The 17,412-nt window shown below is 71.5% G+C and carries 16 protein-coding genes and 2 pseudogenes; 11 read left to right on the top strand and 7 right to left on the bottom strand.

All coding sequences use genetic code 11. The annotated features are described in order from the left end of the window. Positions 1-402: a RidA family protein gene (locus ACFVQG_RS29115; protein ID WP_383389012.1), complete on the bottom strand. Its 402-nt coding sequence runs from the start codon at positions 400-402 to the stop codon at positions 1-3. A 100-nt stretch (positions 403-502) separates the two neighbouring features. Here ACFVQG_RS29115 and ACFVQG_RS29110 point away from each other — a divergent pair, with 100 nt between their 5' ends. From ACFVQG_RS29110 to ACFVQG_RS29090, 5 genes are all read left to right on the top strand, one after another. Beyond that, positions 503-886 (top strand): winged helix-turn-helix transcriptional regulator, encoded by a 384-nt coding sequence (locus tag ACFVQG_RS29110; protein ID WP_383389010.1) that lies wholly within the window; start codon positions 503-505, stop codon positions 884-886. Positions 887-1,105: 219 nt separating this feature from the next. Continuing rightward, positions 1,106-1,387 carry a hypothetical protein gene (locus ACFVQG_RS29105; protein WP_383389008.1) on the top strand — a complete coding sequence of 94 codons (282 nt, stop codon included), beginning with the start codon at positions 1,106-1,108 and terminating at the stop codon, positions 1,385-1,387. Between the two features lie 50 nt (positions 1,388-1,437). Continuing rightward, complete coding sequence (locus ACFVQG_RS29100; protein WP_383389006.1) at positions 1,438-2,067, top strand: class I SAM-dependent methyltransferase; 630 nt, start codon at positions 1,438-1,440, stop codon at positions 2,065-2,067. A gap of 177 nt (positions 2,068-2,244) precedes the next feature. Next, a complete protein-coding gene (locus ACFVQG_RS29095; protein ID WP_383389004.1) occupies positions 2,245-2,664 on the top strand; it encodes a spore germination protein GerW family protein in 420 nt (139 codons plus the stop codon). A 148-nt stretch (positions 2,665-2,812) separates the two neighbouring features. Then, a complete protein-coding gene (locus ACFVQG_RS29090) occupies positions 2,813-4,957 on the top strand; it encodes an NPCBM/NEW2 domain-containing protein (RefSeq protein WP_383389002.1) in 2,145 nt (714 codons plus the stop codon). 36 nt (positions 4,958-4,993) lie between these two features. Here the strand turns inward: ACFVQG_RS29090 and ACFVQG_RS29085 are convergent, their stop codons facing one another. Beyond that, entirely contained in the window at positions 4,994-7,303 is a 2,310-nt protein-coding gene (locus tag ACFVQG_RS29085) for a beta-L-arabinofuranosidase domain-containing protein (RefSeq protein ID WP_383389000.1), read from the bottom strand. Between the two features lie 711 nt (positions 7,304-8,014). On the opposite strand from ACFVQG_RS29085, the gene ACFVQG_RS29080 reads away from it, so the two are divergent. From ACFVQG_RS29080 to ACFVQG_RS29065, 4 genes and pseudogenes are all read left to right on the top strand, one after another. After that, complete coding sequence (locus ACFVQG_RS29080) at positions 8,015-8,986, top strand: alpha/beta hydrolase (RefSeq protein ID WP_383388998.1); 972 nt, start codon at positions 8,015-8,017, stop codon at positions 8,984-8,986. A gap of 52 nt (positions 8,987-9,038) precedes the next feature. Further along, positions 9,039-9,304, top strand: a pseudogene (locus tag ACFVQG_RS29075) (DNA starvation/stationary phase protection protein); the annotation flags it as partial. Between the two features lie 140 nt (positions 9,305-9,444). Then, the gene (locus ACFVQG_RS29070) at positions 9,445-10,179 is read left to right on the top strand and encodes an SDR family oxidoreductase (RefSeq protein ID WP_383388997.1); all 735 of its coding nucleotides are present in this window, start codon (positions 9,445-9,447) and stop codon (positions 10,177-10,179) included. A gap of 49 nt (positions 10,180-10,228) precedes the next feature. Then, entirely contained in the window at positions 10,229-11,251 is a 1,023-nt protein-coding gene (locus ACFVQG_RS29065) for an RNA polymerase subunit sigma-70 (protein WP_383388995.1), read from the top strand. Positions 11,252-11,305: 54 nt separating this feature from the next. Here the strand turns inward: ACFVQG_RS29065 and ACFVQG_RS29060 are convergent, their stop codons facing one another. Next, complete coding sequence (locus ACFVQG_RS29060; RefSeq protein WP_383388993.1) at positions 11,306-12,415, bottom strand: hypothetical protein; 1,110 nt, start codon at positions 12,413-12,415, stop codon at positions 11,306-11,308. A 193-nt stretch (positions 12,416-12,608) separates the two neighbouring features. On the opposite strand from ACFVQG_RS29060, the gene ACFVQG_RS29055 reads away from it, so the two are divergent. Beyond that, a complete protein-coding gene (locus ACFVQG_RS29055) occupies positions 12,609-13,349 on the top strand; it encodes an SOS response-associated peptidase (protein WP_383388992.1) in 741 nt (246 codons plus the stop codon). A gap of 31 nt (positions 13,350-13,380) precedes the next feature. Here ACFVQG_RS29055 and ACFVQG_RS29050 read toward each other — a convergent pair whose 3' ends face one another. The 4 genes and pseudogenes from ACFVQG_RS29050 to ACFVQG_RS29035 all read right to left on the bottom strand — a co-directional run bounded on the left by ACFVQG_RS29050 (position 13,381) and on the right by ACFVQG_RS29035 (position 16,268). After that, on the bottom strand, positions 13,381-13,896 hold the full coding sequence (locus ACFVQG_RS29050) for a cupin domain-containing protein (protein ID WP_383389430.1): 516 nt from the start codon (positions 13,894-13,896) through the stop codon (positions 13,381-13,383). A 135-nt stretch (positions 13,897-14,031) separates the two neighbouring features. Next, a pseudogene (locus tag ACFVQG_RS29045) lies at positions 14,032-14,574 on the bottom strand (class F sortase); the annotation flags it as partial. A 33-nt stretch (positions 14,575-14,607) separates the two neighbouring features. Further along, positions 14,608-15,288: a DUF4142 domain-containing protein gene (locus tag ACFVQG_RS29040; RefSeq protein ID WP_383388990.1), complete on the bottom strand. Its 681-nt coding sequence runs from the start codon at positions 15,286-15,288 to the stop codon at positions 14,608-14,610. 170 nt (positions 15,289-15,458) lie between these two features. Next, positions 15,459-16,268 (bottom strand): M23 family metallopeptidase, encoded by an 810-nt coding sequence (locus tag ACFVQG_RS29035; RefSeq protein WP_383388988.1) that lies wholly within the window; start codon positions 16,266-16,268, stop codon positions 15,459-15,461. A gap of 172 nt (positions 16,269-16,440) precedes the next feature. On the opposite strand from ACFVQG_RS29035, the gene ACFVQG_RS29030 reads away from it, so the two are divergent. Beyond that, positions 16,441-17,412, top strand: a complete 972-nt coding sequence (locus ACFVQG_RS29030; protein ID WP_383388986.1) for an ArsR/SmtB family transcription factor — start codon at positions 16,441-16,443, stop codon at positions 17,410-17,412.

Genomic DNA, 17,412 nt, shown 5'->3' with positions numbered 1-17,412 from the left:
TCAGGCGGGCAGCCTGGTGTCGACGACGAAGCTGATCTCGATGACCTGGCCGGGGAAGGTCAGTTCGGTGACGCCGAGGACCGTGCTGGCCGGTCGGTGGTCGCCGAAGTACGCCAGGTTTCCCTCCGCCGTGGCGGCGGCGTTCTGCCGCAGGTCCACCACGTACAGGGTCTGCAAGACGATCTGGTTGCGGGTGACGCCGTAGTGGTCCAGGACCTTGTCCATGTTGGCGTAGGTCTGCTGGAGCTGGGCGGGGAAGTCGTCCGCGTGGAGGAACTCGCCCGCCTCGTCGAGCGCGAGCTGTCCGGAGACATGGACCAGCTCGCCGGACCTGATCGCCTGGGAGTAGCCGAAGTCGCTCTCGGCCGGGACGTCGTGGTTGAAGACATCGATGGTGGCCATGGGCCTGCCCTTCCGCTTCGCTCTCTTGTGGTTACTCGGGAACTGTAGGAGAGTGGCTGCCGACCTGGAAGAACGCACTTTTCGGTGACTGGGGAACCTGATGGTGACCAAGCAACAGCTCAAGGGCCTGCCCGAGGACGCGGACCTCAGGCGCGCGGACTCCCTGGCGCGGGAGATCTTCTCGGACGTCGCGAACAAGTGGGCGCTGCTGATCATCGAGGCGCTCGGCGAGCGCACCCTGCGCTTCAGCGAGCTGCGGAACGAGGTCGAGGGCGTCAGCCACAAGATGCTCACCCAGAACCTGCGCATGCTGGAGCGCAACGGCCTGGTCGACCGGAAGGTGCACCCCACCGTGCCGCCCCGCGTCGAGTACACCCTCACCGAGCCAGGCCGGGCGCTGCGCGCCACGGTCGACGCCCTGTGCGGCTGGACCCACCAGTACCTCGGCCATATCGAGGACGCTCGCCGCGGCTTCGACGCCTGACAGGTCAGCGCGCTGCGGTCGGCCGGGCCAGCGCGAACGCGCGCCAGGCGAGGGCGCAGAGACCGGCCGACAGCAGCAGTGACCATCCCTCGAAGGTTCGGAGTGCCGTGATCCGGCACCGAACCGTGACCGTGACCGGGGGCCGCGGTCGCGCTCGACCTCGCTGCCTCATCGGTCTCACAGTAGATACGAAGCCTCGAAGTCGCCCTCGGAGCAACCGTGTTCGCCCGTGGCCCGAAGGGCATGGAGCTGACGCCGCCGGGGAGCTGGGCACGCTCACTGCTCGAGACGGCCGAGCGGGCCGAGCGGGCCGAGCGGGCCGTCCTCGACGTCCGCGACGAGCGGCGCGGGCTGCGCCTCGGCGCCCTCGAGACCCTCGTGGGCTCCCATGTCCCCCTCGTCCTGCCCCTGCCCGACCTCAGCCTCCGCCTGGTCTGGAGAGCGGGCCGGGAGACACTGCCGGGCACGCGTGACGTCCTTTACGCGGCAGCCCGGCCGTGACCTGAGGCCGCAGAACGCCTGTGAACAGCGCGGATGTTAGTTTCCTTCCCGTGTCGAACCACCAGGACGAGACCAGGGCGGCCTATGACGGGGTCGTCGAGTTGTACGCGTCGATGTTCGCCTATCGGCTGGAGACGCAGCCGTTCGCGCGGAACATGATCAGCACCTTCGCCGAACTCGTGCGCGCCACGGGGAACCTACGGGTGGCCGACGTCGGGTGCGGCCCCGGTCATCTGACCGCCCTGCTGTACGACTTGGGCCTGGACGCCTTCGGGTTGGACCTCTCCCCGGGCATGGTCGACCACGCACGGCGGGCCCATCCGGCGCTGCTGTTCGACGAAGCGCGCATGGAGGCACTGCCCGTCGAGGACGGCGCGCTCGGCGGAGTACTGGCCCACTACTCGATGATCCACACCCCGCCCGGAGAACTGCCCGCGCTGCTCGCCGAGCAGGTGCGTGTCCTGGCACCCGGGGGCCTGCTCCTGGTGTCCTTCTTCGGGACCGAGGGACCGGAACCGGTCCGCTTCGACCACAAGGTGGCGCCCGCCTACAGCTGGCCCCCGGAGCAGTTCGCCGATCTACTGGCCGGGACCGGCCTTGTCATAGTCGCCCGGTTGCTCCACGACCCGGCGTCCGAGCGGGGCTTCCTCGACACCCATGTGCTGGCCCGCCGCCCGTAGCGCGGGCGCCGGTGCGTTGCTGGCCTGCGGATCGCGCCGTCAGGGAGCGCCCCTGAGTGTGAGGGAGACCAGCAGTGCGCGCCGGTTGGTGGGACGCTGGACCAGGCCGTCGGCTTCCAGCGCGCGGTGGACACCACACACCGCTGAGCGGAGCCACTCGATACCGGAAGGCGCCGCATGAACAACCCTGAGGAAACCACCGCACCCGCCACCCCCGCCGACCTCACCGCGGCCCACGCCTCCGCCACGCTCCTCGAGCGCCTGGCTGACAAACTCGGCGCCCACGCCTCGGTGACCGCCGTCTACGGCGAGCCCGTCACCCGTGACGGCGTCACCGTCATCCCCGTCGCGCGCGTCGGCTACGGCTTCGGCGGGGGCGCGGGCCGGTCGGTGAAGGGCGCCGAGGCGGGAGACGGCGGGGGAGGGGGAGGCGGGGTGGATGTCCGTCCGCTCGGCTTCATCGAGATCAAGGACGGGACCGCCACCTACCGGCCGATCCGCGAGCCCTGGACCGACGTGGTCCTGCCCCTGGCCGGGGTCCTGGCGGGCAGCCTCCTGCCGAGGCTCGTCCAAGCGCTGCGCCGCCGACGAGCCTGATCGGGAAAGGCCGTCAAACGAACATATCCAAATAGCCTTACGGCTCTCTTTCGACATTGTCCGACAGCTTCTACCGTGAACGCACAGAAGTGATGTGTGCATGCCGTTATGCCGTATCCCGTCTATGCGAGTCGGAGGAGCGTCAACGATGCGTCACCCTCACACCCGCACCAGCCGCCGAAGCGTCAGAAGAGTCAGAAGCGCCAGAAGAGTCAGAAGCGCCAGAAGCGTCGCAGGAGCGCTCAGCGCTGGACTTCTGTGCGCGACCGGTCTGTCCGTACCGGCCATAGCCGCCCCCGCCCCCGTCTCCGTCTCCGCCTCCGCCTCCGTCCCCGCCTCCGTCCCCGCCTCCGTCCCCGCCTCCGTCCCCGCTCCCGCCTCCGCCCCCGCCGCGCCCACCCTGGCCGACGGGCTCGCCCTCACCCCGCCCATGGGCTTCAACAACTGGAACTCCACCCACTGCCGTGCCGAGTTCAACGAGGACATGGTCAAGGGCATCGCGGACATCTTCGTGGAGAGGGGCCTGAAGGACGCGGGCTACGAGTACGTCAACCTGGACGACTGCTGGGCCCTGCCGGAGCGGGACGCGGACGGCAAGCTGGTGGCCGACCCGGTGCGCTTCCCCAACGGCATCAAGGCGGTCGCCGACTACGTGCACGCCAAGGGGCTGAAGTTCGGCATCTACACCAGCGCCGGTACCAAGACCTGCAACAGCGCGGGCTTTCCGGGCGGCCTGGGGCACGAGTACAGCGACGCGCGGCAGTTCGCCGACTGGGGCGTGGACTACCTTAAGTACGACAACTGCAACAACCAGGGCGTGGACGCCAGACAGCGCTACGAGACCATGCGCGACGCGCTCAAGGCGACCGGTCGGCCCATCGTGTACAGCATCTGCGAGTGGGGCGAGAACAGGCCCTGGGAGTGGGCCGAGGACGTCGGACACCTGTGGCGGACCACCGGTGACATCAGCGACAGCTGGGGGTCCATGCTGTCGATCTTCAAGCAGAACGCCCCGCTCGCGCCGTACGCCGGACCCGGCCACTGGAACGACCCCGACATGCTGGAGGTCGGCAACGGCGGCATGACGGACACGGAGTACCGCTCGCACTTCTCGCTGTGGTCGATCATGGCCGCACCGCTGCTGATCGGCTCCGACCTGCGTACGGCCTCCCCGGAGACCTTCGACATCCTGGGCAACCGCGAGGTCATCGCCGTGGACCAGGACCCCCTCGGCAAGCAGGGCGCGGTCGTCTCCTCCGACGGCGGGCGCTGGGTCCTCGCCAAGGAGATGGCGGACGGCAGCCGCGCGGTGGCCCTCTTCAACGAGTCCGGCACCGCCCAGCGGATCGCCACCAGCGCGAGCGCCGTCGGCCTGCCGGACGCCGACGCCTACACACTGCGCGACCTGTGGCAGCACCGTACGTACAACACCGCGGGCACGATCGCCGCCACCATCCCGGCCCACGGCACGGTGCTGCTGCGCGTCTCGGCCGACGGGGACTGGGCCGCCCAGCCTCCGGCCGTCGAACTCGGGGTGGAGGGCAGCCTGTTGGTGGAGGCGGCCAGTCCGGCCGTGCTGACCAGTACCGTCACCAATCTCGGCCGTACTCCCGCGCGCCGCGTGTCCGTCGCGTTGACCGGCCCCGAGGGCTGGACCGTGCGGCCCACCTCGGCCACCACGACCCCGGCCCTCGCCACCGACGGGACACTGCGCACCGGCTGGCGGGTGACCGCGCCGAGCGGAACACCGACCGGCGGCCACCAGCTCACCCTCCGCACGACCTACCGCTCGCCGTCCGGGACGCCGGTCACCACCACGCTCCCGCTCACCGCCACGGTCGTCGTGCCGCCGCCCTCCGGGACGTCGTACCTCAGCGACCGGCCCTGGGTGTCGGAGACCAACGGCTGGGGGCCGGTGGAGCGCGACACCAGCAACGGGGAGCGGGCGGCGGGCGACGGGCGCCCGATCACCATCGGCGGGACCGCGTACGCCAAGGGGTTCGGCGTCCACGCGCCCAGCGAGGTCTCCTTCTACACCGGCGCGCACTGCGAGACGGTCACCGCGCAGGTCGGCCTGGACGACGAGACGGGCGCGCTCGGCACCGTGGCCTTCGAGATCTGGGCGGACGGCACGAAGGCCGCCGCCACCGGAGTCCTCACCAACGCCATGCCCGCCCAGCCGCTCACCGCCGACGTCGCCGGAGCCCAGGTGGTCCGGCTCGTCGTCACCGACGGCGGGGACGGTGTCGACTTCGACCACGCGGACTGGGCGGACGCGCGCCTGAGCTGCTGAGCGGGCACTCCTCGGGCACGTGCACGCGGGGTGGCGTCAGCGCACGACACGCCACCGGTTGTCGGCCGAGCCGTTGTCCGAGTCCTGGACCGCGAAGGCGCCGACCGCCGTGGAGCCGTTCTCGATGCCGAGCAGCTTCCCGCTGTGCACGTTGCGGACCTTGTACGTGCCGTCCGCCTGGGGGAGGAGGGTCCAGCGGTGGTCGGCGGTGCCGTTGTCCGACCACTGGAGGACGGCGGCACCGTCGGCCGTGGACATGTCCCGCACGCCGAGCACCTTGCCGCTGTGGACGTTGCGGAAGCGGACGGCGTCACCGTCCGGGACCATCTCCCAGTCGTGGTCGGCGGTGCCGGAGTCGGTCCACTGCAACGCACGGCCGCCGTCGGCGGTGGACATGTCCTGGATGCCGAGCACCAGGCCGCTGGCCGCGTTGGCGAGACGGACGGAGGTGAGGCCGCTGGTGTTCCAGTAGACGGTGTAGTTGTGACCGTGCGCGTCATGGAACGGGCCGAGACCGACCGTGGCGCCGTTCGCGGTGGCGGTGAAGGCGAGCGCCGTGGAACTGGTCCGCCTGATGGACGAAGTGTCCAGGGAGGGGAGGGACGTGAGGGCGGTGTTGCCGTAGTTGCCGGACAGGACGACCGGGCCGTGGGTGACCGCGGCGACGCCGGGGTTGTCGTTGGACGGTCGTACGACGGTGCGCATGGGCAGCCGGACGGTGACGGTGTCGCCGGAGGCCCAGGCGCGGGTCACGGACGCGTAGCTGCCAGGTGTCGTGGCGACGTTCTGTACGGCGCCGTTGACGCTGATGGTGGCGCCGGTGGTCCAGCCGGGGATGCGGATCCGCATCGTCCAGGTGCCCTGGGCGGTACCGGTGACGTGCAGGGTGGTGGTGTCACTCACCGGGTAGGACGTGGTCTGGGTGACGGTGATGCCGCGCTGGGTCCAGGTGAGCACCGACGGCACGAACATGTTCACGGTCAGGGTGGTGCCCGCGTGGAAGTAGAGGGAGTCCATCAGACGCGTGTGCATCTCCAGGCCCGTGCCCTGGCAGCACCAGAACGTGGTGTAGTCGGTGCTCCAGGTACCACCGCCCCACGCGGGGCCCACACCGCGCCGTCCGCCCGGTCGGAGCGGGGTGAAGTAGGTGACGTGGCCGTGCGGGTCGGCCGGGTTCTGCTGGCCGATCATCTGGTTGAGCCACGCCTGCTCGTAGTAGTCGAACAGGGCGGCCCGGTCCGGCGTCAGCGCGAACAGCTCCCGGGTGAGGGTGAGCATGTTGACGGTGTTGCAGCTCTCACACGTGTCGTTGGCCAGGTGGGCGGCGATGGCGTTCGGGGCGCGGAAGTGCTCGGCCTGGCTGTTGCCGCCGATGGCGTAGGTGTGCGCGGAGACGCACATGTTCCAGGCGTTGGTGGCGATGTCCCGGTAGCGCGTGGTGCCGGTGGCCTTGTACTCGCGTACCGCCCCGATCCACTTCGGCACCTGCGTGTTGGCGTGCAGCCCGGCGAGCCTGTCCTGGTTCGCCGCCAGCGGGTCGAACACCGCCGCGTGGTCGAACCGTTGGGCGGTGGTGCGCCACCGTGCGTCGCCGGTCTGCTGGTAGAGATCGGTCAGGACGGCGTTCATACCGCCGAACTCGGTTCCCAGCAGGGCCTGCATCTGTGCGGCGCTCAGTCGGCCGGTGCGCCAGTCGACCCAGCCCGCCAGGGCCAGCAGCACATCACGGGCCTGGGTGCTGCCGAGGTGCCGCCACACGTCCAGCAGACCGGTCAGGGTCTTGTGGATGGTGTAGTACGGCACATTGCCGTTGGACAGCGTGCGTGCCTCCAGGGCGGTGAAGTCGGACTCGGGGTAGCCGGAGAGGTACCCGGCACTGAACCCGGCCGCGCCGTTGTTGGCCTGGCACTTGGCCAGCTCCGCGACCATGTACAGGGCCTTGTCCCGGTGGACGGCGTCACCGGTCACGGCGTACGACTGCGCCCACGCGGTGAGGAAGTGGCCCTGCGAGTGGCTGCGGAAGGGGAAGCCCGGCGCCTCCCAGCCACCGGTGGCGGTCGCGCCCCCCGTCGACAGCCGGTGGTTGGCGCGGAAGTTGTACAGCAGTCGGTCGACGTCGACGGACCGCAGATAGCTGTGCGTCCGGTTCTGGTTGTCCAGCCAGCGGCTCGCGGTCAGTCTGACCTGGCCGAGGTCGAAGGGGAACGCCAGCGCGCCGATGTCGGACCGGACGGGGGGTACGGCCGCCTGCGCCGGTGAGCCGCCGACGAGAGGCCCGGCGGCGGTCGCGGCGGCGGTGGCTCCGGCGAGTTGGATGAGACGTCGTCTGCTGACGGAGGAGGACATGCGGCACCCTTTTCGTGACGGTCAGTCGATTCCGGAGGCACGGCGGCGGTTGGGACGACCGCGTCAGGACGGCCCCGCCGCCGTGCCCGCTTGAAGGGCCGTTCAGCTCCGCGACCGCTACTGCGATGCGATGCGATGGACGAGTGTTCGTTATTTCGAACGTCGTTCGGAGGGTCGCCGGAACCATAGAGGTGCCAGCCGTGGGCCGTCAATGTTGCCGACAACGTCAACTGCCGCGCGTCGCAGGGCTGTTGTTGTGCGGCAGGCGTGTTCCAAGCGTTGACGTACTCCTGGGGGCGTCTTGCGAACCAGCCCGCCGACGGGCATTGTCGACATCTCCTGAAACCCCCTCCGGGGAAAGACTTCCATTCACTGGGTCCGCGTCATCGAATCGAACCGAGTGAATCCCACCGATACGCGTCGTGCCCTTGATAACGAGGACAGGCCCCTTTCCCTGACGGGCCGCGGTCGCTTCGCCCTCGCGCTGTCCATGACCGGCGTGCCCTCCAAATGCCGTCCGTGCGCGGTGCGTTGCCTCCCCGCGCACCGACGGCCGTGCACGGTGAGGACACCGGTCGTACGCTGGCGGGCAACCGCTTTGTGGCCAGCCGTTTCAACGTGGTGAACAGCGGCTCCGGAACACCTTGCACGGGTAACCTGGCCCGTATTGCCGGGCAGACCGGCGCCCCCTGAGCTTTCCAGGAGACTCATATGTCCGACGCCGTTGAGCCGATCTCGCCGGTGCTGGAACCCGCGGCCGCCGCCTTCGCCGAGGCGACCGCCAATCCGCCGTACCTGTTCGACCTGCCCCCGGCGGAAGGGCGCAAGGCCGTCGACGAGGTGCAGTCCGGCGAGATAGCGAAGCCCGCCGTCGACGAGGAGTGGATCACCGTCCCGGGCGGGCCGACGGGCGGCGTTCGCGCGCGGATCGTCAAGCCCGCCGGGGCCGAGGGCACCCTGCCGGTGATCATCTACATCCACGGCGCGGGCTGGGTGTTCGGCAACGCCCACACCCATGACCGTCTGGTGCGCGAACTCGCCGTCGGCGCGGGCGCCGCCGTGGTCTTCCCCGAGTACGACCTGTCACCCGAGGCCCGCTACCCGGTCGCCATCGAGCAGAACTTCACGGTCGCCCGGTGGGTCGTCGAGGAGGGCGCGACGAAGGGCCTCGACCCCGCGCGAGTCGCGGTCGCCGGTGACTCCGTCGGCGGCAACATGAGCGCCGCGCTGACCCTGATGGCCAAGGAGCGCGGTGGCGTCCCGCTGGTGCAGCAGGTGCTGTTCTACCCCGTCACCGACGCGAACTTCGACACCGGCTCCTACCGCCAGTTCGCCACCGGCTACTTCCTGCGCCGCGACGGCATGCGGTGGTTCTGGGACCAGTACACGATCGACGAGTCCGAGCGGGCCCAGATCACCGCCTCCCCGCTGCGCGCCACCACCGAGCAGCTCACCGGCCTGCCCCCGGCCCTCGTCATCACCGGCGAGGCCGACGTGCTGCGCGACGAGGGCGAGGCCTACGCCAACAAGCTCCGCGAGGCGGGCGTCCCGGTCACCTCGGTCCGCTTCCAGGGCATCATCCACGACTTCGTGATGCTCAACGCCCTGCGGGGGACCCACGCCGCCGAGGCCGCCATCACGCTGGCGGTCGGCACGCTGCGGACGGCCCTGCACACCGCCTGACCCACCAGCGGACCCAGCCGCGCGGACGAACGAACCCCGGCTCGTCCGCGCGGCGCTCGTTGACCCCCGGCAGGTCGCCGAGATCACCTCCACCCGCACCCGCCGGACGGTGTGGAGGAGGTCCCGGCCATGCGGTCGCGGCTGCTGGAGGCCCACGAGAGCATCCTGACCGACGCCCACGACGCGCCGGTACGCGTGGCGCAGCTGGGCGACGACGGCACCAACGGCCTGCTGCTCTCCCAGGCGATCCGCGCGGGCGAACTCCAGTCCTGGTTCCTGGCCGAGCACCTGGTGGACACGCCGCTGGTCCGCGCCTGACGGGACGGGCGGCCACGACGTCCGGCGGTGATGTGAGCCAGGTCACATGCCGTCTCCCGGCTCCGGCGACGGATTCTCGACCCCCCGCTGGTCTTGATACGGACCGACATCCGATGTCACCGACCACCGTGGAGTGTGCGATGTCCGACCACCCCTTCCCCACCGCCGTCGTCACGGGTGCCAGCCGCGGCTTCGGGTACGCGATCACCGCCGCCCTCGCCGCCTCCGGAACCCGTGTCGTCGCCATCGCCCGCGACGTGCGGGCGATGCGTGACGAACTCGGTGAGGCCGTCTTCCCCGTCGCCGCCGACGCCACCGACGAGACGCTCGCCCAGGACGTCATCCGGAAACACCGCCCGAGCCTGCTCGTGCTCAACGCCGGGGCCACACCGCACATGGCACCCGTGCACGAACAGACCTGGGACACCTTCAGCCGCAACTGGCACGTCGACACCCGGCACGTCTTCGCCTGGACCCGCACCGCGCTGCGGGAACCGCTCGCACCGGGCAGCGTGGTCGTCTCGATGTCCAGCGGGGCCGCGCTCGGCGGCTCCCCGCTCAGCGGGGGATACGCCAGCGCCAAGGCCGCCGTCCGCTATCTGAGGGGATACGCGGCCGACGAGTCGGAGCGCTCCGGGCTCGGCATCCGCTTCGTCACGCTGCTGCCCAACATGACACTGGCGGGCGGCATCGGCTCGGTCGCGGCGGAGCACTACGCCGCGAGCCAGGGCATGGACCTCGACACCTTCATCAAGGGCAGGGGACCCGCCCTCACCGCCGAACAGGTCGCCAAGGCCGTCCTGGACATCGCCCAGAACCCGGACAGCGCCCCGGAGTACCGCCTCGGCGGCGAGGGACCGACCCCGATCGACTGAGTCGCGCCCTACAGTGAACCCGAGTCCACCGACCCCCGGAGACATCGCCATGCCCGCGGAGCCCACGGACGCCGAATTCGCCTCCGTGGCCGAGCAGTTCAGGCCGGAACTGCTCGCCCACTGCTACCGCCTCCTCGGCTCCATCCATGACGCCGAGGACCTGGTGCAGGAGACGTACCTGCGCGCATGGCGGGCGTACGGGACGTTCGAGGGCCGGTCCTCGGTGCGGCGGTGGCTCTACAGCATCGCCACCCGGGCCTGTCTGACGGCCCTGGAGACCCGCTCCCGTCGGCCCCTGCCGTCCGGCCTCGGGGCGCCCTCGGACGATCACCGGATCACCGTGGCGCCCCGGGAGCCGTCGGTGCCCTGGCTCCAACCGGCGCCCGACGCGCTGTTCGGCGGCGACGACCCGGCCGCGGTGGTGGCGGGGAGGACGGGGGTGCGGCTCGCCTTCATCGCGGCGCTGCAGTTCCTCCCCGCGCGGCAGCGGGCCGTACTGACCCTGCGGGACGTCCTGGCGTACCGCACCGCGGAGGTCGCCGAGATGCTGGACACGACGGCCGCGGCCGTCGACAGCGCCCTCCGCCGCGCCCGGGCCCGCCTCGCCGAGGCAGGCTCGGCCGAGGACGACCTGGCCGAGCCGGTCGAGGCCACCCGGCGAGCCCTCCTCGACGACTACGTCGACGCCTTCACCCGGGCCGACGCCGACGCGCTGGTGAGGCTGCTGCGGGCCGACGTTGAGCTGGAGATGCCGCCGACCCCGACCTGGTTCACCGGCCGCGAGGCCGTCATCGGGTTCCTGGGCGGCCGGGTCCTGCGCGGGGACCTGTGGCGGCTCACCCCCTCCCGCGCCAACGGCCAGCCCGCCGTCGTCGTGCACCAGCACGCGGGCGACGGCCGGTACGAGGCGTACGGCGTCCATGTCCTCACCCTGATCGGGTCCCGTATCGCCCGGATCACGGCGTTCAACGACCCGACGCTGGTGCCGACGTTCGGACGCACACCCGCGTACGGGACCGACGCTGGTGCGCCGCCGTCGACGAGGCGGCACCCGTCACGGAGGCCGTGCTGAGCACCCTCGTCGGGCCGCGCCAGGTTCCTCGGCCATCCGGAACCGACCTGAGCCTCAGGGCGTGACCGCGCCGTAGCGCAGCAGCACACCGGTGCCGTCCGCCAACGACACCTCCTCGCTCGGTACGACGATCAGCTCCGCGCCCGTGCCCACGGCCGCCCGCACGAGGAGTGAGTCGGCGGGCTCCTCGTGGGCGGACGGCACACCGAACGCGTCCAGCTCCTCCCTGCTCAGGGCCAGCTGTCCCGGTCCCGGCCCGGCCCACAGCCGCCGCGCCGCGAGCCCGTGCTCCTCGTTGACGAGGAGCGCCTGGACCTGCCCCCGCTGCGCCGCCCCCACGGTGGCGGCCAGCCCCTCGGAGGCCTCCGCGTCCCTCGCCCGCTGGGCCAGGTACCGGTCGACCTGGGCCCGGTCCCGTTCGCCGAGCCGCCCGTCGAGGAGGCTCGCGAGCCGCTCCTCCAGCAGGGCCCGGCCCGGTGCGGCGTGGGGGAGCGTCTCGCCCTCCACGGTGATGAGCCGGTCCCTGAGCCCGGGTGACAGCCGGTTGACGAACACGCCCCGCGACCAGGCGTCGTCCCGCTGCGCCCACACCACGACGACCTCGGCGTGGTGGACGCGGGCCAGTTCCCCGGCCGCGTCCGTGACCCGTCCGGCGGCGCGCTGCCACTGGTCGACGGGGAAGCCGTAGGAGGCGACCGGCCGCGGCGCGACCGCGCTCATCGGCCACCGGCCCGCCTGAAGGTAGGCCACGACGGTGTCCTCCTCGTCGGGCGAGGCGGTCGCCGCGGGCTCACGGCTGCCGGACTCGGGAAGCCGCTCGCGACCGATGAGCACCGCCAGGTACGCGATGTCGGGCGCGTGCCGCACGGCCAGCGGCATGGCGTCGGGCGTCCGGCCGTAGCGGGCGGTGTCACGACCGGGCGGCCGGGGCAGCACCCGCGCCAGGACCGGCTCCCCGCCCGCGGCGAACAGGGCCTGCCCGTGCCGCCCGTCCACCTCCCGGTCGGCACCCACCATGCCCTCCAGCGCCGCCAACGTCGCGGAGTCGGCCCCCTCCGCCTCCAGCGCGCGGCGCAGCTGCCGCCAGCGCAGCTCCACGGCCCGGTCCGGATCGTCGATGTCACGCGAGGTGTCCAGGTAGACGCCCGCGACGGGACCTGTCACGGCAAAGAGTGGATCAAGGAAAGCCAGTCTCATGGTTCACCTCGCGTACGGCCGTAGCGGTGCAACAGCCGGTCGGCGACCGTCGGTGGAACCGGCGCTCCCGGCCACCCGGACCGAGTCCCCCTCTCCGCGCTCCCGCAACCGGCGTCCGCCGTCGCTCGCGGCGCGGTGGGGCGGATGAGAATCTGTCGGTATGTGCGGCCGTTACGTCTCCACCCGCAGCCCCGAGGATCTCACCCGGCTCTTTCACGTCACCGAGTGGCAACCGACGGAAACCGTCGCGCCGAGCTGGAACGTCGCCCCCACCGACGACGTGTACGCCGTACTCGAGCGCACCCCGCGCGGGGCGGACGAGGCCTCCGTACGCCGCGAGCTGCGGCCCCTGCGATGGGGCCTGGTGCCCTCCTGGGCGAAGGACCCCAGGGTCGGCGCCCGGATGATCAACGCCCGAGTCGAGACGGTGCACGAGAAGCCCGCCTTCAGACGCGCCTTCGCCAGACACCGCTGCCTGCTGCCCGCCGACGGCTTCTACGAGTGGGAGCAGGTCAAGGACCGCACCTCCGGCAAGACCCGCAAGCAGCCGTACTTCGTCCACACCACCGACGGGCAGATCATGGCGCTGGCGGGCCTCTACGAGTACTGGCACGATCCCGGCGTCAAGCGCGACGACGACCCGGCCGCCTGGCTGATGACCTGCACCATCATCACCACGGAGGCCACCGACGCCGCGGGCCGCATCCACCCGCGCATGCCGCTGGCCCTCACGCCGGACCACTACGGCGCCTGGCTCGACCCCCACCACCAGGACCCGGACGACCTGCGCGCCCTGCTCACCCAGCCCGCCGACGGCAACCTCGACGCCCGGCCCGTCTCCATGGCCGTCAACAACGTCCGCAACAACGGCCCCGAGCTTCTGGAGGAGGCCGCGTCGTAGTCGTCTCCCACATCCCCGGCTCCGTGGGACGTCAGGACCCGGGCTCGAAGTCCTCCAGGAAGTAGCTGTCGTGCCGCACGCGGAACTCCTTGAGTTCCTCGGCCCCGCGCCGCGCCATCTCCCCGACCCGCTCGAAGTACTCCTCGCGCGGGGCGCCGGGGGAGAACAGCAGCAGCATCGACATGGGCTCGTCGGTCACGTTCTTGAACGCGTGCAGGCCGCCGACGGGGACGTACAGGAAGTCACCGGCGCGGCCCGTGACCCACTTCTCGCCGTCGTACAGCTCCAGTTCGCCGGAGAGGACGTAGAAGGACTCCGAGATCGTCTTGTGGAAGTGCGTCTTGGCACCGGCGGAGCGCGGTCCCAACTCCACCTTGTACAGGCCGAATTCACCCCCGGTCGCAGCATGCGTGGCGAGGTAGTGGGTGGAGGCCCCGGGCGAGGAGATCTCCGGCGGGGTGTCCGCCGGGCGGAAGCTCGCGTTCACCACGCCCTCGGCGCCGTGGTAGCGGGGCTCCGGGTACTGGAGGTCTTCCGGGTACGACATGATGCGCTCCTTCGGCCGGTCGTCACCGGCATCATGGCTGGCGCCTCCGGCGGGCGGCATCGGACCTGCGGACGATCTTGCGCTGGCCGGGCCGATGACCTGGCGCTTCCCGGTGCCCGCGTCCGGCGTGGCGTACAGCACGAGGTTGCGCCGGTACCGGCCGGTCGTGCGGTCGTACGGCCCGGCGCAGGTGACCAGGGCCAGCCGGTGGGGGCCGTCGTCGGTGAAGAGGTCCCGGGGCAGGCGCTCCTGTCGGTAGGTGCGCCGGGCGGTGACCCGGTAGGTGCGCACTCCGTCGTCCGCACCGGTGACTTGGACGCGGGCGCCCACGGCGATGTCATGCAGCGCGGCGAAGGGACCGAGGCCGTCCCCGTGGGTGTCGACGTGTCCGGCGACGAGCAGGGTCCCACGAGCCGCCCCCACCGGGGCGCCCCGCGGCCACCAGGCCCCCGTCCGCAGGTCGTCCGGCAGTGCCAGGGAACCATCGGCGCGGGAGGCCACCGGCACCACGGCGGCGCGAAAGCCCTCCGGCCCGCGGACGCGCACAGGCGGTGACGTGGCCGCCCCGCGCGTGGTGGCCACTCCGGTCGGGAGGTCGCCGACGTCTGCCGGTACGGGGGGCGGGGCGCCCTGGGCGAGCCATCCGGCGGCCACCGTGGTCAGCCCGCACGCGGTCATGAGCACGGCAGCCAGCCGACGGGATATCACGGTTCAGTGCTGGTCGGCCCTGCGCCGATGACGCAGCAGCAGGCCGATGCCACCGGCGGCGAGCAGGCCACCACCGGCCATGGTGAGGACACGCACACTGGTCGACGGGCTGTCCGTGGGGGAGAGGCGACCGGCCTCACCGGCTCGAATGGTCCCGGCATCCCTGGCCGGGTGGCAGGTGCCGCCTCGCACCAGGTCCAGGTGCATCTCGACGATCGGGCGCACGGCGCGCACGGTGGCGGCGAACTCGGTGCTCCGCGCCACGTCCGCCTGGAGCGCCAGGTCGATCAGGGCCAGCGTCCTGCGGAGCGCCGCGTCCTGGCCCTTGAGCCACTCCGTGTCGTACGCCGGGGTCCCGGCCTTCGCGCGAACGGCGGTCAGCGCCCGTGTGTGCTCCTGTGCCGGGGCGCCCGGCAGGGTCACGCCCAGCTTGCCCGCCATCGCCTTCAGATCGTTGCCCAGTTTGGCGTGGTCCCGGGCCATCACGGCCCCGGCCTTGCGCACACAGTCGCTCGCGGCGTTCTTCTGGGCGTCCTTGCCCGCCGCGATCTCCGCGAGGTTCGCCTGACGGGCCTTCATCATCAACATCTCGTCCTCGACGCCGCCTCCGTCGGCGAACGCCTGCGGCGCGGATATCCCGGACAGCGCGACCACCAACGCTCCCACGGCCAGTCGTATACGCATCGGTGCTGCTCCCTTCAACCCGGCATGGGGCATGGCCACCACACCGGTGGTTGGTACGGGCGCATGACGCAGCGCCCGCATGCATCCGTCCCACGGGTGAGCGGCACCCTCACGGCGAGGGCGAGCCGCTCACCCGGACGGGCGGGCGTAGGCACCAGGGAGGACGTGTCTCAGCAGTTGGGGATGACGGTCCCGTTGTTGTCACGCGCCTCGTCGTTGCCCCAGCGCGACAGGTAGTACGCCGAGACGTACTGGCCCGCCGGGCCCACGTCGAGGTCGGTGCGCAGCCACCAGTGGTTGTAGTTGCCGGAGGCATCGCGGATCTCGCGGCCCCAGACCTTGCAGAAGACGTAGTTGGTGCCCGCGTACAGCGTGCCGGTCTGCGTGGTGCTGGTCGGGGAGGCGTAGCCCGGAGCGTTGGCGAAGGTGTCGACCCAGTACTTGCCGCCCTGACCGGTGCAGCCGTTGTCGCTGGTCAGGTACTTCTGGTGGTACGAGCCGGGGTAGGGCGCGAGGGACACGCCGTTGATGCGGATCGTCTGCCCGACGCCGTTGTAGAGCTGCTCGTAGTGGATGTGTGCCCCGGAGCTGTTGCCGGTGGAACCCGTGGTGCCGATCTGCTGGCCCTGCGAGACGCCCTGGCCGTGGCTGATCGAGAAGGCGGAGAGGTGGAAGTAGTACGTCTTCCAGCCGCCACCGTGGTCGACGACGACGTAGTTCCCGGCTCCGCCGGACTCGTAGTAGCGGTACCCCGTGCCGGGGGCGGACGCCAGTACGGGTGTGCCCGCGGTCGAGCCGCCGTCGGAGCGGACGAAGTCGAGGGCGAGGCGGACCTCGGCCGAGTGGTGGCTGTAGGTCCACTGCTGGCCGCAGGGATAGGGGGCCTTGAAGTTCGGTGCCGCGTGGGCGGGCGCGGCGGCGAGGCCGAGGAGGCCGACGACGCCCGCGAGCAGGACGGACAGGGTGCGTCTCAACGACATGGGCGCGGACTCCCTTGGGGGTGGGGGGAGGGACAAGCCATCGTATGGACGTGTCCATGACCAGCACTGGGGAGGTTTTCCACCCCAGCCGAAAACCCCAGGCAGCCGCGGTGGCGCGGATCTCGGCGGCAGGGCCTTCCGTGGCGCGCTGGACGGCTGTTTCATCTCAGGCATGGCCGGGACACTGCGCATCCACCTGAGTGACGCCGACTTCCGCCATGTGCAGTTCGCGCGCTCGCCCGACCCGATATGGGAGTCCATCCTCGGCCTGCACGTGCTGAGCGCGCCGCCCGGCCAGCTGCCCGCCCGACTGCGGCACTGGCGCGGGCGCGCACGCGGTCGCCTCCCGCACGAGGACCTGCACCGGACCTGCCGACTGCTGAACGACCTCGCCCCGGCCGCCGCCTACTGGCCGGACTTCCTCACCCCCGTCGAATCCGAGGAGGGCATGTCCGCGGGCCTGCGCGCACTGCGCGAGACCCCGCGCGCCCGCCTGGCCCGCGAGCTGCGTGAGGCCTCCCGCCACCGCACGCTCCCCGCCTGGACACGCCGCCTGGCCGTCGGCGACCGCGCCCTCCTCGACGACGTCGCGAACGCCCTACGGCACTTCCACAGCCGTCTGCTGATGCCCGACTGGAGCGAGACCGAGGCCACCGTCGCGGCCGACCTCGCGCGGCGGATGGAGGCGCTCGAGGGCGGAATCGGAGCGGTGTTCAGCTCCTTCACCCCCTTCGTCTGGCACGACCCCGTCCTCAGTGCCCCGTACCCGGTGGACCGCGTCATCCGCCCCCGGGGCCGCGGGCTGCGCCTGATCCCGTCCTTCTTCTGCCACACCGCCCCCGTGGCCATCGCCGACCCCGGACTGCCGCCGGTCGTGGTCTATCCCCTCCACTCCTACGACCCGCCCGCACAGCGTGACGTGGCGCTGGCGCGCCTGCTGGGTCCGAACCGCGCCCGCGTACTGGAGGCCCTCACCACCACCCGCACCACCGGCGCCGTGGCCGCACGCCTCACCCTCCCGCCCTCGTCGGTCAGCGGCCACCTGACCGTCCTCCGCGACGCCGGACTCATCACCAGCGAACGCGCGGGCCCCCATGTGCTGCACCGCCTCACTCCACGGGGGCGGCACCTGCTGGGACGCTGA

This window comes from Streptomyces sp. NPDC057877, from assembly GCF_042796855.1.
Taxonomy (GTDB): Bacteria; Actinomycetota; Actinomycetes; order Streptomycetales; family Streptomycetaceae; genus Streptomyces.
Note: the sequence above shows the minus strand (reverse complement) of the source record. Positions and strands in the feature narration are given on the sequence as shown.